The sequence below is a fragment of the Cognatiluteimonas weifangensis genome (assembly GCF_003416885.1).
In the GTDB taxonomy this organism is placed as follows: Bacteria; Pseudomonadota; Gammaproteobacteria; order Xanthomonadales; family Xanthomonadaceae; genus Cognatiluteimonas; species Cognatiluteimonas weifangensis.
The window spans coordinates 24,946-39,538 of the sequence record NZ_QVPD01000014.1 but is presented as its reverse complement, the minus strand read 5'-3'; the positions used below and the strand labels follow the sequence as shown (position 1 = coordinate 39,538).

General features: G+C 68.9%; 14 protein-coding genes. 2 read left to right on the top strand and 12 right to left on the bottom strand.

The annotated features are described in order from the left end of the window. The first annotated feature begins 32 nt into the window (after window positions 1–32). A complete protein-coding gene (locus tag D0Y53_RS11470; protein ID WP_147319065.1) occupies window positions 33–446 on the top strand; it encodes a hypothetical protein in 414 nt (137 codons plus the stop codon). A 208-nt stretch (window positions 447–654) separates the two neighbouring features. On the opposite strand, the gene nadB is transcribed toward D0Y53_RS11470, so the two are convergent. The 6 genes from nadB to D0Y53_RS11445 all read right to left on the bottom strand — a co-directional run bounded on the left by nadB (window position 655) and on the right by D0Y53_RS11445 (window position 5,593). Next, a complete protein-coding gene (gene nadB / locus D0Y53_RS11465; RefSeq protein ID WP_117203457.1) occupies window positions 655–2,175 on the bottom strand; it encodes an L-aspartate oxidase in 1,521 nt (506 codons plus the stop codon). Beyond that, window positions 2,175–3,203 (bottom strand): quinolinate synthase NadA, encoded by a 1,029-nt coding sequence (gene nadA / locus D0Y53_RS11460; RefSeq protein WP_117203456.1) that lies wholly within the window; start codon window positions 3,201–3,203, stop codon window positions 2,175–2,177. The genes nadB and nadA overlap by 1 nt, the downstream gene beginning before the upstream one ends. 82 nt (window positions 3,204–3,285) lie before the next feature. Next, window positions 3,286–3,729 carry a putative zinc-binding protein gene (locus tag D0Y53_RS11455; protein ID WP_117203455.1) on the bottom strand — a complete coding sequence of 148 codons (444 nt, stop codon included), beginning with the start codon at window positions 3,727–3,729 and terminating at the stop codon, window positions 3,286–3,288. Beyond that, complete coding sequence (locus D0Y53_RS12910; protein ID WP_158550650.1) at window positions 3,726–3,893, bottom strand: hypothetical protein; 168 nt, start codon at window positions 3,891–3,893, stop codon at window positions 3,726–3,728. Before D0Y53_RS12910 ends, D0Y53_RS11455 begins: the two co-directional genes overlap by 4 nt. Before the next feature lie 108 nt (window positions 3,894–4,001). Continuing rightward, complete coding sequence (locus D0Y53_RS11450; protein WP_117203454.1) at window positions 4,002–4,724, bottom strand: hypothetical protein; 723 nt, start codon at window positions 4,722–4,724, stop codon at window positions 4,002–4,004. A 110-nt stretch (window positions 4,725–4,834) separates the two neighbouring features. Beyond that, window positions 4,835–5,593: a hypothetical protein gene (locus tag D0Y53_RS11445; protein WP_117203453.1), complete on the bottom strand. Its 759-nt coding sequence runs from the start codon at window positions 5,591–5,593 to the stop codon at window positions 4,835–4,837. A gap of 141 nt (window positions 5,594–5,734) precedes the next feature. Here D0Y53_RS11445 and D0Y53_RS11440 point away from each other — a divergent pair, with 141 nt between their 5' ends. Further along, complete coding sequence (locus D0Y53_RS11440; protein WP_199492058.1) at window positions 5,735–6,571, top strand: universal stress protein; 837 nt, start codon at window positions 5,735–5,737, stop codon at window positions 6,569–6,571. Window positions 6,572–6,649: 78 nt separating this feature from the next. Here the strand turns inward: D0Y53_RS11440 and D0Y53_RS11435 are convergent, their stop codons facing one another. From D0Y53_RS11435 to D0Y53_RS11410, 6 genes are all read right to left on the bottom strand, one after another. Further along, complete coding sequence (locus D0Y53_RS11435) at window positions 6,650–7,021, bottom strand: hypothetical protein (protein ID WP_117203452.1); 372 nt, start codon at window positions 7,019–7,021, stop codon at window positions 6,650–6,652. A gap of 179 nt (window positions 7,022–7,200) precedes the next feature. Next, a complete protein-coding gene (locus D0Y53_RS11430; protein ID WP_147319064.1) occupies window positions 7,201–8,241 on the bottom strand; it encodes a hypothetical protein in 1,041 nt (346 codons plus the stop codon). A gap of 238 nt (window positions 8,242–8,479) precedes the next feature. Beyond that, window positions 8,480–10,348 (bottom strand): ATP-dependent nuclease, encoded by a 1,869-nt coding sequence (locus tag D0Y53_RS11425; protein WP_199492057.1) that lies wholly within the window; start codon window positions 10,346–10,348, stop codon window positions 8,480–8,482. A 92-nt stretch (window positions 10,349–10,440) separates the two neighbouring features. Continuing rightward, window positions 10,441–11,247 carry a TSCPD domain-containing protein gene (locus D0Y53_RS11420; RefSeq protein ID WP_117203450.1) on the bottom strand — a complete coding sequence of 269 codons (807 nt, stop codon included), beginning with the start codon at window positions 11,245–11,247 and terminating at the stop codon, window positions 10,441–10,443. A 150-nt stretch (window positions 11,248–11,397) separates the two neighbouring features. Next, complete coding sequence (locus tag D0Y53_RS12905) at window positions 11,398–12,162, bottom strand: hypothetical protein (RefSeq protein WP_158550649.1); 765 nt, start codon at window positions 12,160–12,162, stop codon at window positions 11,398–11,400. Window positions 12,163–12,185: 23 nt separating this feature from the next. Beyond that, complete coding sequence (locus D0Y53_RS11410; protein WP_117203448.1) at window positions 12,186–14,369, bottom strand: adenosylcobalamin-dependent ribonucleoside-diphosphate reductase; 2,184 nt, start codon at window positions 14,367–14,369, stop codon at window positions 12,186–12,188. Between the last annotated feature and the right edge of the window lie 224 nt (window positions 14,370–14,593).

Genomic DNA, 14,593 nt, shown 5'->3' with positions numbered 1-14,593 from the left:
GCTCCCGACGTCGCAACCTCCAGCGCGACGACTTGCCCGACACCGCTGCCAACGGCAGGCCGGCCGACCCCGCGGCCCGGCGCCGCGGACGCGCCGACGGTCCCGGCCGCGCCGCCGTCAGCCCCGACCACGCCGCGACCCGCGGCGTTGCCGACGGCACCGAACCCGCCGCCACCCTCGACGGCGCCACCCTCGACCAGCTGATCCACGCCCTGGAAGCCGAGCTGCCGCAGCTGCAGGTGCGCAGCGGCGGGGTCTTCGCGCTGGCCCACGCCTGGGCCGAGCGCCACGACGCGATCCTCGCGCGCACCCCGCCGGCGCTGCTGCCGACGGCCAGGGCCCGCCTGCGCCGGCTCGGCATCCGCTGGGGGCTGGCCTCCGGCAGCCGCGTCACCCGCGAATTCCCGGCCCTGCCGCCGCTGTCGCGGTGGCGGCCCCGACGCTGAGCCCCGTCGGCCGCGGCCGCGACATCGATCCGAAGCGTTGTCGGCATCCTGCGTAAAGGGGGAATGCCGCGACTTCCAGGCCTCGACAGCGCCGGCACCGACCCGATGTCGGCGACACCTCCGCCTCGACAAGCACAGGCCCTGCCTGCGCGGAAACGGTGGTCAACGCCCGGGCAGGCCTACTCCAGGGCCGTGCGGCGCGGTGCCGTCAGGCCTTCTCCAGGGCCGCGCGGCGCGGCGCGTCGGCGCCGGCGCGGAGCCCGACGACAGGCGCGACGCCGGCGGGCGCGGCGTCCGCCTCGCGCCAGTGCGCGCCCAGGCTGCCCGGCCGGCGCAGTGCGGCCTCGAGCAGCGCGGTGGCCAGCCGCGCCTCCCAGCCACTGTCGGCCAGCGTGCGCAGCGCGACTTGCGCCTGCCGCAGCCCCTCCCCCGTCCGCACCGGGCCGGCGGCGCGCCACAGCAGGTCGCGCAGCGCAGTCCGCTCGGCGTCGCCCAGGTCCGGGCCGCGCTCGCACAGCCGGGTCGCCGCCCCCGACGGCGTCGACGCGCGCGCGCGCTGCGCGGCCACCTGCCCGGTCCGGCGACCGCAGACCACGCCTTCCAGCAGCGAGTTGCTGGCCAGGCGGTTGGCGCCGTGCACGCCGTTGCAGGCGACCTCGCCGACCGCGTACAGGCCGGGCAGCGAACTGGCGCCGTCGGCATCCACGGCGATGCCACCCATGTGGAAATGCGCCGCCGGCGTCACCGGGATCGGCTGGCTGCGCGGATCGATGCCCTGCGCCCGGCACGCCGCCAGCACCGTCGGGAAGCCCGCCTCCCAGCCCGGCGCCAGCGCGCTGGCGTCCAGCCACACCGGACCCTTGCGCTGCGCCTGCCACACCGTGCGCGCGACGATGTCGCGCGGCGCCAGGTCGGCCAGCGGATGGAACGCCATCAGCAGTTGGCCGCGATGGTCGCGCAGGCGCGCGCCGGCCCCGCGCAGCGCTTCGGTGATCAACGGCAAGGTCGCGCCGTCGGCGTCAGCACGCAGCGCGGTGGGGTGGAACTGCACGAACTCCAGGTCGCGCACCCGGGCGCCGGCGGCCAGCGCCAGCGCCAGCCCGGAGCCGGCGCTGGCGGCCGGATTGGTGGTATGCGCGAACAGCGCCCCGAGCCCGCCGGTGGCCAGCACCACGGCGCCGGCTTCGACCGGCTCGCAGCGCCCGGCGGCATCGCGCAGGCGCACGCCGACGACCGCGCCCGCGCGCAGCAGCAGCGCATCGGCATCGACCTGCTCGCGCCACTGGATATGCGCCGCCGCACGCGCCCGCGCCAGCAGCGCCGCGGTCACCCGCGCGCCGCTGCGGTCGCCGCCGGCGTGCACGATCCGCGCCACGCCGTGCCCGCCCTCGCGTCCGAGCGCGAGTCCGCCGCGCGCGTCCTGGTCGAACGCGACCCCCTGCGCCTGCAGCCAGGCGATCGCCGCCGGCGCCGCCGCGGTCAGGCGCAGGACCGCGTCGCGGTCGTTGTGCCCGGCGCCGGCGGCGATGGTGTCGCGCGCGTGCGCCGCGGTGCTGTCGCCGGGCGCCAGCGCCGCGGCGATGCCGCCCTGCGCCAGCAGGCTGGCGCCGCCCTCGCCATGGCGCGCGCGGTTGACCAGCAGCACCGGTGCCGGCGCCGCGGCCAGCGCGGCGCTGAGCCCGGCGACGCCGTGGCCGACCACCACCAGCGGCTGCCGCGGCGCGGCCACTACACCGTTTCCTTGCGCCCCACCGCCAGCATCCGGTCCAGCGCGGCGCGCGCGCGCACGGTGACCTCCGGCGCGATCACGATCTCGTTGCTGAGGTCGCGCAGGCAGGCGTGGATCTTCGGCAGGGTGATCTTCTGCATGTGCGGGCACAGGTTGCAGGGCTTGATGAACTCGGTCTCCGGGAACCGCACCCGCAGGTTGTCGGCCATCGAGCATTCGGTGATCAGCGCCACCCGTGCCGGGCGCTCGCGTTCCAGCCACTTGGTCATGCCGCTGGTGGAGCCGACGAAGTCGGCCTCCGCCAGCACTTCCGGGCCGCATTCCGGGTGCGCCAGCACCACCGCGTCGAAGCGCTCGCGGGTGTGCCGCGCTTCCTGCGCGGTGAACTTCTCGTGCACCTCGCAGGTGCCGTGCCACAGCACCAGTTCGACGTCGGTGCGCCCGGCCACCCATTTGCCGAGGAAGTTGTCGGGCAGGAAGATCACCTTGTCGGCGCCCATCGACTCCACCACCTGCACCGCGTTGGCCGAGGTGCAGCAGGCGTCGGACTCGGCCTTGACCTCGGCCGAGGTGTTGACGTAACTGACCACCGGCGCGCCGGGGTGCTGCGCGCGCAGCGCGCGCACGTCGGCGGCGGTGATCGAGGACGCCAGCGAGCAGCCGGCCTCGCGGTCGGGGATCAGCACGGTGCGGTGCGGCGCCAGGATCTTGGCGCTCTCGGCCATGAAGTGCACCCCGCACAGCACGATCAGCTCGCTGTCGCAGTCGGCCGCGATCTGCGCCAGCGCCAGCGAGTCCCCGGTGATGTCGGCCACGCCGTGGAAGATTTCCGGCGACTGGTAGGTGTGGGCCAGGATCAGCGCCCCGCGCTGCTTTTTCAGCTTGCGGATGGCATCGATCCAGGGCAGGTGCAGCGACACCTCCATGCACGGCATCAGCCGTTCCAGGGTGGTGCGCAGCTCGGCGTATTCGTCGAGCAGCGAATCGCGCCATTGCGGGGCCGCCACGGCGGCGCTGTTGCCTTGCATGTGGGTTCCTGCGGGTAGGGAGTGGGGACGGCGATCCGTCGCGTGCGGGGACGGGCGGGCCGCTCCGCGGCGCGCCGGAAACTCAGTGGCCGGGCACCGCGGCCGGCGCGGCCTGGCGGCCTGCGGGTGGATCGCTGGCGCCGCCGGCCGGCGCCTTGCGCGGGCGCAGCGCCTGCGCCGCCGGCAGCACCGCGTGCGCGTACACGGCCGCGGCCTGGTCCGGGTCGAAGTCGGCGTGCTTGCGCTTCCTGACGCCGTGGTCGGACAGCAGCACGTGGGTATCGGCCACCACCCCGGCCTTGGCCAGGCACGCCGACACGCACTTGAGCACGCAGCCGTCCAGCGCCAGGATCGGACGCCCGGCCTGCGCGGTGCGCACCAGCCCGGCGACGCCGCCGCCGACCCCGGCGATGCACGACATTTCCGCCGCGCCGTCGCGGTCGAGCCGCAGCGCCAGATGGTTGGCCATCTGCGCGGCGCTGGAGCAGCCGGAGCACGAATACACCAGCGGCAGCGCGGCACTCATCGGGTCGGCTCCGGCGCTGCGACCGGACGCGGGCCGCCGCTGCCGCGGCCGCCGTCGTCCGATGTCCCGCGCGCCGGCAGGCGGCCGTCCAGGCCGGCGGCCTGGCGGAACTCGGCCGCGCCGCCCCAGCGCTGCAGCGCGTATTCGAAGGCAGACTCGGTCATGGCGACGCCCGCGGGATGGGCTTGCCAGCTTGCCGGCGCCCCCGGCGTGCGGCCCTGACATGGGTCAAGCCGCGGGTCGCCCGCGGCCGGCCAAGCCCGCGCGGACCGTCAGCGGCCCGCGCGCAGCGGCGTGACCTCGCAGCCGTACCAGTCCCAGTACGCGCTGCCGGCGCGCAGCGCGCGCAGGCCCAGCGCGAGTTTCCCGCTGCTGGCAGCCGGCGGCGTCACCACGCTCAGCAGGCCCGCGGTCGGCGCCTGGCGCAGGCTCTGCTCCGCCGCGCCGGGCACCTGCAGGCTCACTTCGAACTCCGGCGCCTCGGCCACCGCGCAGTCGATCAGGTAGCGATAGCCCGCGCGCGCCTGGAAGCTGATGCCGGCGCGACCGATCAGCTGGCCGGTGCGCTGGAAGCGTTCGTCGGCGAACAGGTAGACCGGCCCGGCCGCACTGCCGAAGGTGGCGTACGCCGCCGACCAGTCGCTGCCGGACGCGGCCGCCACGCCGGGGCCGATGCGGAACGGCGCGCCGGCATCCTCGGCCTGCAGCTTGCCCAGGTCGGCCGGCAGCCGCTGCAGCTTGGTCGCCAGCGGGCGGAACGCCGGCGCAGCCGCACCCTGCCGCATCCGCCGCGCCAGTTCCGGCGGCAGCGCCTGCAGCGTCGTCGACTGTGCCCCAGCGGCAGGCGCGATCCGCGGCGGCGTGGCGAGCCGCAACGCCGGGGCGGCGGGCTGCGTGCCCACGGCCTGCTGCGTCGCGGTGGATTGCGCATGCGCCGTCGCCCCCAGCAGCAGCGCGCCGATGATGACCAGCAGTTCCCGCAGGCGTCCGCTCATCTCCCGTCCTCCCCTTGGATGGCCGCCGATACGGCCAATGAATCCAAACGCAAACGGGAAGCAACGCAGGACACGGGAAGCCGCAGGCCGCGGCCGGTAATGCGCGCGAATCAGCGTTGCCCGGCGGCCGTCGCCGTTTTAGCGCCGGTCTGCGGCGCCGCCCGCAGCGCCTGGGTGCGCTCGACCACGTCGGCGAGGAAGGCGCGCACGCGGTCCATGCTGGCTTGCGGTTCGTCTTCTTCGACCAGGTAGGCGTTGAGCATCAGCAGCTTGCCGTCGAGCAGCAGCGCGGCGCCGGCGCAGTCCACCACCATCTGCACCGGCTGACCGGCGACGTTGCCGGCGATCGGCAGGCGCACGGCGAAGCGGATCACCCCGCCGGCCTGCGAATACACCTGCGGCTTGCCGACCTCGCCGAAGGCGACCTCGACCGTGGTCCCGGACGCGGCGCCCATGCGCTCGCCCATGCCGGCCTGCATGGCCTGCGTGGCCGCATCGAGGTCGGTGGCACCCAGTTGCGCGGCCAGTTGCGGCTGCAGCGCGGCCCATTCCTCGGCATTGAATTCCAGCGCCTCGGCATCGCGCAGCACCTGCACCTGCAGGTAGGGCTTGGCCGCGGGCTGGCCCGTCAGCATGCGCTTGAGGTCGCCCTCGTCGAGCAGCATCTCGACCAGGCGGATCGGCGGCGGCAGCGCCGCCACCGAGGTCGCGTACAGCGCCGGCGCCTTCTCGCTGCCGCGCAGGTAGCCGTCCGGCACCGCGATCCGCACCTGCGTGGCGCCGACGGTGACCGGCGCGACTTCCCCGGCGTGCGCCGCGGCAAGGCCCGATGCCAGCACCAGCGCGATGGCAGCGATGAAACGCAGCATGGTCTTCCCCTGTTCCCCGATGGGCCGCAGTATCGCAGGCGATTGCGCCGGCGGCGCGGCCGCGTTGCGGCTTGTTGATCCGGGTCAAAAAGCCGCCGCGCCGGGCCGCGACACTGGGTCCGTCGCAAGGGAGCGAACGCCATGGTGCCCAAGGATCTGGTCGTGTTTCTCGAAGAGCGCCAGGCCTGGGCCGGGCGGCTCGCGTTCGCCGCCGCGCTGGCCCGCCACTGGCAGGCGCACCTGATCGCGACCTATGTGGTCCGCCCGCTGGCGCTGGATCCGCATGCCGGGTTTGCCGCCGGCCCGGCGCTGACGCAGATGCTCGCCGAGCACGAGGCCACCGCGGCCGCGGCGCTCGACAGCGCCCGCGCCGAGTTCGCAGCGCTCACCCAGCGGCGCAGCTTCAGCGCCGAGTTCCGCAGTTCGCGCGACGAGAGCGGCGAGGCCCTGATGCTGCACGCACGGCATGCGGACTTCGCCGTCCTCGGGCCGCCGCAGCGGCAGCGCAACGACGTCTCGGCGCTCGGCCTGTCGGAGCAGATGCTCCTAGCCTGCGGTCGCCCGTGCCTGTTGCTGCCGGACAGCTGGCCCGGCGAACGGCTGCCGCAGCGCATCGTGGTCGGCTGGAACGGCGGGCGCGAGGCCACCCGCGCCATCGCCGACGCCATGCCGCTGCTGGCCGCGGCCGCAAGCGTGCAGCTGGTGGTCGTGCCGGAAGCCAAGACCCGCACGCTGCTCGGCGCCGATCCCGGCGCGGACATGGCCACGCACCTGGCGCGCCACGGCGTGCCGGTCGCGCTGGAGCAGTGCAAGGGCGACGACGCCGGCGCGGTGTTGCTCGCCCGCTGCGCGGCGCTGGACGCCGACCTGCTGGTGATGGGCGCGATGGGCCGCGCGCGCATCAGCGAAATCGTGTTCGGCGGCGCCACGCGCACGGTGCTGGAGCAGGCGCCATTGCCGCTGCTGCTGTCCAGTTGACCCACGCCATCGTGCCCGCGAGCGCGCCGGCCCGGCCGTCGGCGCCGCGCGGTGCCGCGGCAGCGACGCGCGGCCGGCTTACTCGGCGTCGGGTTCGATGCGCACGCCGCGCACGCTGTTCTCGACGATGGTGATCACGAAGTCGCGCTCGCCGTCGCGCTTCTTGACCAGCACGTCCTCGCCGTCGTCGACCTCGACGTTGTAGCGCTGGCCGGCCTGCGCCTGCAGCGCCGCGGCAAGGTCGCGGGCCACGCCGTTCTCGCTGCGGCCGGCGACGATCTGCGCGGTGGCGCGCAGCGGCTCGCCCTGCGCCGGCGCCAGCTCCAGCACGATGCGGCCGGCGGATTCGGCGTCGCCGCTGACTTCCAGGCGCCACTTGTTTTCCACCCCTGACGCCACCGCGAGCGACGTCGCCAGGACCAGGCCCAACCCGAGGATCGACTTGCGCATGACCGCCTCCGTTGCAGAGCGTGCGCAAGGTGATAGCCGCGGCGCGGTGATGCGGGAGTGTTTTTTTGGACGCGCTACCGGCGCAGCGTCGCCCGCGCTGTGCATCGGTTCAGACAACCGGCCCAGGACGCCGCGCGCGGAATCCCACGTCGGCTTGGACGGAAATTGCACTCTGACCCCTATTTTGCTGCAGCGGCCTCGGCTTCCTGCTCGTCGCGCCAGACGTGGCCGTGGCCGCCGCTGGTCAGGCGCAGCCGGTGGCGCTCCACTTTCTCGAAGTCGCCGAACTTGGTGGTGCGCACCGCCTCGAACATCTCGACCGTTCCCGTCGGGCGATGTACCACGAACAGGCCCTCGTCCACCATCGAGAATGCCAGCGCCTGCAAACTGTTTTCAGGCACGTCCTCGCCGAGCAGCGCGCGGGTGGCGCCGATCACTGCGGCCCTGCCCTTCTCCGGATCGATGCGCTGGTCGAACGACACGAACAGGTCTTCGGGGTCCTCAGAGGAGACAGCCAGCGAGAAGGTCAGCGTCGCCGGAAAAGTGGGGCCACCGAACGGATTCGGTAGCTCGGTGTGCAACTCGTAGGTCTCGTCCGGCTCGACGTCGATGCCGACGAAGCCGTTGTACCACTGCACGTTGCGGGTGAGCATCGCCTCGAGCACGGCCGGTGCGGTCATGCGGTCGACGATGCCCTGCATGCGTTCCATTGCCTTCAGCCGCGCTTCGCCGCTCACGTCCTCACCCGTCTTCGCCAACTGCTGGTCGAGCCCGAGTTGCGCCCCGGCGAGGAACGCCTCGCGCAGGCGTGGCGCCAGTTCGGCGATGTTGCCGGCCCGTGCGTAGTTGCCGGCTGCATTCAACTGCACTTCCAGGGCGACGCCGTCGAACGCACTGGCGAACTGCTGCATCAGCGCTTCGGCTGCGCGGTCCCCCTCCAGCACCTGGAACCGGCCGCCCGTGCCCGTCCAGGATTGCACGAATCCCTCTTTCGACGCTTCGGTGATGCGCACCTCGGTGGTCGAGGTCGAGCGCGAACGCGAACGCTGGTCGCCCCGCACTTCGGTCGTGGTGTCTTCCATCGCGTACACCAGCGTGGTCCCCGCCTTCCACGGCATCACCCATTGCACCGTGGGCGCCGCGGCATCCTCCGCCGCGAACGCGGGCATGCAGAACGAGGCGCAAAGCAACGCGGCCGCGAAGGCACGACGTGGAATCATGGTTGTCCCCTGCTGTCGCTGTCGGTCCAGCTACGATTGGTACTGCGTAACGCCCTTGTCGGTGCGCTTCCCTGTGGCATCGCCGGCGAACCCGGGTCCGCTCCCGGTTTACGGCTTACCCGTAGAAAATTGCACTCTAACCCCTATTTTTCAGTCGCAAGGGCCATGCAGCGGAAAATATTGAAACAAGTCATCGCCGCTAACTCCCCCATCCCCTATTCCTCTCAAATGTCTGTGATCATGAGCTAGCTAGCGCCGCATTGATTCGAGCAAGAGGATCTTCATCTCGCGCAATTGAAATTGGGAACCTGCCCAAATCGATAATCTTGCTTGCGATCTCAACTACTAATTTCCTATCTATCACACTTAGGCGAAATATCTTCGAGCGATCCCCAAGGATCTGGCGCGCGAGCATATTAAAATCGTACGACTCTTCACCGGCCTTTAGTCGCGCATGCGCTGGAGCAACTACTGAAAGCAACAGATCCCTAAGTGCGTCAGCTTCACGAATTGGCTCGACGCTGGCCGCATAGCGCAGACACCGGAGGACGTCGGCGTATTGAGTCTCAATTGTCGAGCCGCTCAACTCATTCAAACGACCGATCTCGTTAACCGCATCAATGGGCTTTCCGATTGAACGGCTGCAGTCACCTTCGTTGTAGTAGGACTCAATTGAACCCTTTCGCAGGATATGAAGCCCGCACTCTGCGAACATTTCGAACAGCACCTTAAAGCGCTGCTTTATTTGAATCCACGCCCTATCATCAGCTAGCTTTTCTAGCTCACAGTCGGCAATCAGGAATAGTGTGCAGAGTGTTGCTCTGCGCTTTGCCTGCACTTCCTCGCTCTGACTTCGTTCGATCCAGTATGAGTGAGACTCTGCATAAGACGCCACCTCTTCCCAACGAGCCTCAACCAGTTTGCAGAAGTCAGAGAATATGCTGGATGCCATCGTGTTGGCATCGCAGAATCCATGCGTTCCGGCTATATCTGCCGCCTTTTGATCATCAGCAATGTAGGCATTCGCTAGATCAAGCCCGTCTGCAATTGCATCAGCATCTGCAAGACAGATCGGCTCTTTGCCAAGCAAACGAAGCAACTTTACAACTATTGGCATCTGCCCCTTCCCAATGACGGGAAGGAGTTGCGATCCAGCCCCCTCAAGATGCACGTTAGCCTTCTGCGCAAGAGCACTGCAAATGATCACGTCGGACGGCCCCTCCACCAGCAGCGGCCTCTTAGAGAATAGCGAGAGCTTGTGCTCCTGACCCAACCTAGAAATTAGGCCTTGAATCTTCTTGTTCTTGAGCTCAGCCGCGTCATTCTCAATTTGCACCGGGTCAACAGCAAGGTCGTAGCAGAAAACCAGCGATGACAGATCGTCGGCACTCTGAATCTGAAGCATCTCGGTTGAATGCGTGGCAATAACAATAATCTTCTTATTTGATCCAACTGCTGGAAAACCCGCGACTCCAATCATTTCACGCAAGAGAAATGCCTGAAGCTGGGGATGCATTGAAACTTCTGGCTCATCGAGCAGAAGTGCTCCTACATCATCGTCATACAGGGCGGCCAAAATGCCGACCAAATGCATTAACCCAGAAGCTTCACGGCCGGAGGAGTAGGGGTTACCCGCATGATCGGTTCGAGAGAAGGAAACCTTGAGATTTCCTCCATCCCAGTCAATTAGAACGTCACGTCGGAATAGTTTTCTGAGGCGCTCCTGGATCTTTATGAGGATATCCGCGCGTTCAGCGAGCGTCTGAAAGTCGCCACTCAATGTTTCCGTTCGGTGTCGCCGAGCGGCATCCGCCTTGCTTCCGTAGGTAGCCTCGTCATACCTAATATTTCCACGCTGTCCGTCGTAGTCCGAACGAAAACGCTCCATGAGTCCCATTCGACCCGCAGAAAGAAAACGCACTTGTTTGCCGGCCATATGCGCAGGCAGGCTATTCTTTAGTGATCTCAATAGATGGGTTTTCCCGGATCCGTTGGGACCAAGCAGGACGGTAAGACCCCTATTTAGGGTTATGCGTCGCTGGTAGGAACCGTTGTGAGCGGAAACCGTTGCGGCAAGGCATATAGGAAAACTCATATCGATGCTCATGGCGGAGGTAGCCCAACAACTGCTGCCCGAAAAGAAAAAGGGTCAGGCTCATGTCTGTGCCTGACCCTCAATATGCTTTCAAGTGATATTCATCACCCGCACTTCGAATAACCACAATTCAAACAGGTCGCGCACCCGTCCATGATCACCACCGCCTTGGCGCTGCACTTGTGGCACATGGTCGCGCTCGGCGGGAATGAGGCGCCCTCGCCGGTGACTTCGATGTCTTCCTCGTGCGCGGCGGCGGGGTCCACCATCGCACCGCCCATCTCGCCGGCGGTGCTTATTTCAGCGTTTTTTTTTGAGCGTTCGTCGTAGGCGCGGCGCTTCTCGGCGATCAGCGCGCGGCGCTCGGGGCTCATGTCGGGGTCGTGGATCATGCCGATCGACTTGAGGTGGTCCTCGACGATGCTGCCCAGCTCGGCCACCAGCGACGGCATGTACACGCCGCCGGCCTTGAAGTAGCCGCCCTTGGGGTCGAACACGGCCTTCATCTCCTCCACCAGGAAGGTGACGTCGCCGCCCTTGCGGAACACCGCGGACATGATCCGGGTGAGCGCGACGATCCACTGGAAGTGCTCCATCGACTTGGAGTTGATGAAGATCTCGAACGGGCGGCGCTGCTCGTGCTCGCTGCCGGCGTTGAGCACGATGTCGTTGATGGTCACGTACATGGCGTGCTCCACCAGCGGCGACTTGATCTTGTAGGTGCTGCCGATCAGCACCTCGGGGCGCTCGATGCGCTCGTGCATCTGGATCACGTCGGCGACGTGCGGCTCGGCGGGCAGCCCGGCCTCGGCGGCGCTGCGCGAGACCGCCTCGGCCTGCACGGCCTTGGCCTTGTCCTCGGCGGTGACGACGGCGTAGCCCTTGATTTTCTGGTCGATCTTGACGGCCATGTGTGTTCCTGGGAGCGGCTGTTGCTGTGGGGTGCGGCGGTGGTGCGGGCTGCCTGGCGGCGGCGAGGGGCGCGATGACTCACCCCTCACCCTGCTGCGCTGCGCGCAGCGGTCCCTCTCCCCGCTGCGGCGGGGAGAGGGAGGCGGCGCCTACTTCTTCTTCACTGCCTTGCGGACGGCCTTCTTGGCCGGGCGCTTGGCGGCTTTCTTCGTGGCTTTCTTTGCGACCTTGCGTGCCGGGGCGGCCTTGCGGGCCGGCGCCTTCTTTGCGGCGGCCTTTTTGGCCGGGCGCCGGGCGGCGGTTCCGGCTTTCTTCACCGCCTTGCGGACGGCCTTCTTGGCCGCGGCCTTCTTTGCGGTCGCCTTCTTCGCGGCCTTCTTCACCGCTTTCTTGGCGGCGCGCTTCTTGGCGCTGCCGGCGCGCTTGAGCGCGGCGACTTCCTGCTTGGCGCTGGCGCTGGCGCTGGCGAGCTTCTTCTTCGCCGTGCCGACCGCCTTCTTCGCCGCCTTGCGCGCCTTGCTCACGGTCTTCTTGGCGGCTTTCTCCGCTTTCTTCGCGGAGGTGCGCACCGTCTTGACCGCATTGCCCGCCGTCTTCACCACCGCACTGCCGATTTCCGAAGCCGTTTCGGCCACCGCTTCGGCGGCGTTGGAAAGGGTCGCCGTCACCCCGTTGCCGTTGCTCATGTGTCTTCCTCGTCTGGAAACGTCTGGCTGTTGGAAGCTGCTGTGAACCGCGCCTGCTGCGCCGCCCCGGGGCGCACCCGCGATGCTATACCTGCCGCGGGCGCGCAGGGGGCGTGCGCGTCCGCGCCGGGCCGACGGGAAGGACGGCGATGGAACACGGCCCGGGTTCCATCCGGAGGCGGTGACGGCGCCTCCCGGCCGCTGCCGCCGGCGGCCGGCGCGAGGCACGCCCCGGCCCCGCGCGGCAGCCCTCAGAACTTGCCGTAGTAGCCCTCTTTGAGCGCGTCGAACAGGTTGGCGGCGGTGTGCAGCTCGCCGTCGTACTCGATCTGCTCGTTGCCCTTGACCTCGACCACGCTGCCGTCCTCCAGCTCGAACCGGTACAGGGTGTTTTCCAGGTCCTGCTCCTTGACCAGCACGCCCTGGAAGGCGGCCGGGTTGAAGCGGAACGTGGTGCAGCCCTTCAAGCCCTGCTGGTAGGCGTAGCGGTAGATGTCCTTGAAGTCCTCGTAGGGGTAGTCGGTGGGGACGTTGGCGGTCTTGGAGATCGAGGAGTCCACCCACTTCTGCGCGGCGGCCTGGACGTCGACGTGCTCCTTCGGGGTGATGTCGTCGGCGGCGATGAAGTAGTCGGGCAGCTTCGCCGCCGGGTCCTCGGCGAAGGGCACCGCGGCGGGGTTGACCAGCGCGCGGTAGGCCAGCAGCTCGTAGGACCAGACGTCGACCTTTTCCTTGGTCTTCTTGCCCTCGCGGATCACGTTGCGGCTGTAGTGGTGGGCGAAGGACGGCTCGATGCCGTTGCTGGCGTTGTTGGCCAGGCTCAGGGAAATGGTGCCGGTGGGCGCGATCGAGCTGTGGTGGGTGAAGCGGGCGCCGGTCTCGGCCAGCGCGTCGACCAGCTCCGGGGCCACCGTGGCCAGGCGCTGCATGTAGCGGCTGTAGCGCGCGTGCAGCACGCGGCCGGGCACCTTCTGCCCGACCTTCCAGCCGTCCTTCGCCATCTCCGGGCGCTTGCGCAGCATCTCGGCGGTGACCTCGAACTCCTCGGCCATGATCGGCGCCGGGCCTTTTTCCTGCGCCAGCGCCAGGCCCATCTCCCAGCCGGCCACCGCCATCTCGCGGGCGATGCGCTCGGTGAACTCGCACGAGGCCTTGCTGCCGTACTTCATCTGCAGCATGGCCACGGTGCTGCCCAGGCCGAGGAAGCCCATGCCGTGGCGGCGCTTGCGCATGATCTCGTCGCGCTGGCGCTGCAGCGGCAGGCCGTTGACCTCGACCACGTTGTCGAGCATGCGGGTGAATACGCGCACGACTTCCTTGTATTCGTCCCAGTCGAAGCTGGCCTCGTCCGTGAACGGCTTGCGCACGAACTTGGTCAGGTTGACCGAGCCCAGCAGGCAGGCGCCGTAGGGCGGCAGCGGCTGCTCGCCGCAGGGGTTGGTGGCGCGGATGGTCTCGCACCACCAGTTGTTGTTCATCTCGTTGACGCGGTCGATCAGGATGAAGCCCGGCTCGGCGTAGTCGTACGTCGAGACCATGATCATGTCCCACAGGTGCCGCGCCTTGATGTGGCCGTAGACCTTGCAGGCGACCAGGCCGTCGTCGCGGACGATGTAGTGCTTGTGCGTGGGCCAGTCGCGCCAGACCACGCTGGCGGCGTCGGCCAGGTCGAGGTCGCCGGCCTCCTGCTCGTTGATCGGGAACACCAGCGGCCAGTCGGCGTCGTGCTCGACCGCGTCCATGAAGCCGTCGGTGATCAGCAGCGAGAGGTTGAACTGGCGCAGGCGCCCGTCCTCGCGCTTGGCGCGGATGAAGTCGCGCACGTCGGGATGGGAGACGTCGAAGGTGCCCATCTGCGCGCCGCGGCGGCCGCCGGCGGAGGACACGGTGAAACACATCTTGTCGTAGATGTCCATGAACGACATCGGCCCCGAGGTGTAGGCGCCGGCGCCGGCGACGAACGCGCCGCGCGGGCGCAGGGTCGAGAACTCGTAGCCGATGCCGCAGCCGGCCTTGAGCGTCAGCCCGGCCTCGTGGACCTTCTCCAGGATGCCGTCCATCGAGTCCTCGATGGTGCCGCTGACCGTGCAGTTGATGGTGCTGGTCGCGGGCTTGTGCTCCAGCGCGCCGGCATTGGAGGTGATGCGGCCGGCGGGGATCGCGCCGCGGCGCAGCGCCCAGACGAAGCGCTCGTTCCAGTAGCGGCGCTTCTCGGCGCTCGGCTCGGCGTCGGCCAGGGCGCGGGCGACGCGCTGGTAGGTGCCGTCGATGTCGGCGTCTACCGGCACGCCGGCCTTGGTCTTGAGCCGGTATTTCTTGTCCCAGATGTCCTGGGAAGCCGGCTGCATCGGGATCTCCCGGTCGCTTCCGGCCTGTCCGGCGTCGGTGTTCTGGTCCATGCCGGTCTTCACCGCCTCGAGGCGCACTGTGCTCATCCCGTCCCTTCTCCTTCGTCCTGCGTGCGCGGCTGGGCCGCGTCGTTGTTGTTGGCCGGGGCGCCCGGGTGGGCGCCGCCGGTGAAGCTTCCTGGCCGCACCGCGCCGCGCGGCGACGGAGGGACGGCGACGACCGCGTTGCCTTACAGCATGCGCGCCGCCTTGTGTCCTGGTTGTGGTGACCTGCGGGCCGCTGGCGACCCTGTCATTGCACGCATCCGCCC

Excerpts from the sequence above, each read along its gene's own strand:
- nadA (WP_117203456.1), bottom strand. The coding sequence starts at position 3,203 with ATGCAAGGCAACAGCGCCGCCGTGGCGGCCCCGCAATGGCGCGATTCG.
- D0Y53_RS11455 (WP_117203455.1), bottom strand. The coding sequence starts at position 3,729 with ATGAGTGCCGCGCTGCCGCTGGTGTATTCGTGCTCCGGCTGCTCCAGC.
- D0Y53_RS12910 (WP_158550650.1), bottom strand. The coding sequence starts at position 3,893 with ATGACCGAGTCTGCCTTCGAATACGCGCTGCAGCGCTGGGGCGGCGCG.
- D0Y53_RS11450 (WP_117203454.1), bottom strand. The coding sequence starts at position 4,724 with ATGAGCGGACGCCTGCGGGAACTGCTGGTCATCATCGGCGCGCTGCTG.
- D0Y53_RS11445 (WP_117203453.1), bottom strand. The coding sequence starts at position 5,593 with ATGCTGCGTTTCATCGCTGCCATCGCGCTGGTGCTGGCATCGGGCCTT.
- D0Y53_RS11440 (WP_199492058.1), top strand. The coding sequence starts at position 5,735 with ATGGTGCCCAAGGATCTGGTCGTGTTTCTCGAAGAGCGCCAGGCCTGG.
- D0Y53_RS11435 (WP_117203452.1), bottom strand. The coding sequence starts at position 7,021 with ATGCGCAAGTCGATCCTCGGGTTGGGCCTGGTCCTGGCGACGTCGCTC.
- D0Y53_RS11430 (WP_147319064.1), bottom strand. The coding sequence starts at position 8,241 with ATGATTCCACGTCGTGCCTTCGCGGCCGCGTTGCTTTGCGCCTCGTTC.
- D0Y53_RS11425 (WP_199492057.1), bottom strand. The coding sequence starts at position 10,348 with ATGAGCATCGATATGAGTTTTCCTATATGCCTTGCCGCAACGGTTTCC.
- D0Y53_RS11420 (WP_117203450.1), bottom strand. The coding sequence starts at position 11,247 with ATGGCCGTCAAGATCGACCAGAAAATCAAGGGCTACGCCGTCGTCACC.
- D0Y53_RS11410 (WP_117203448.1), bottom strand. The coding sequence starts at position 14,369 with ATGAGCACAGTGCGCCTCGAGGCGGTGAAGACCGGCATGGACCAGAAC.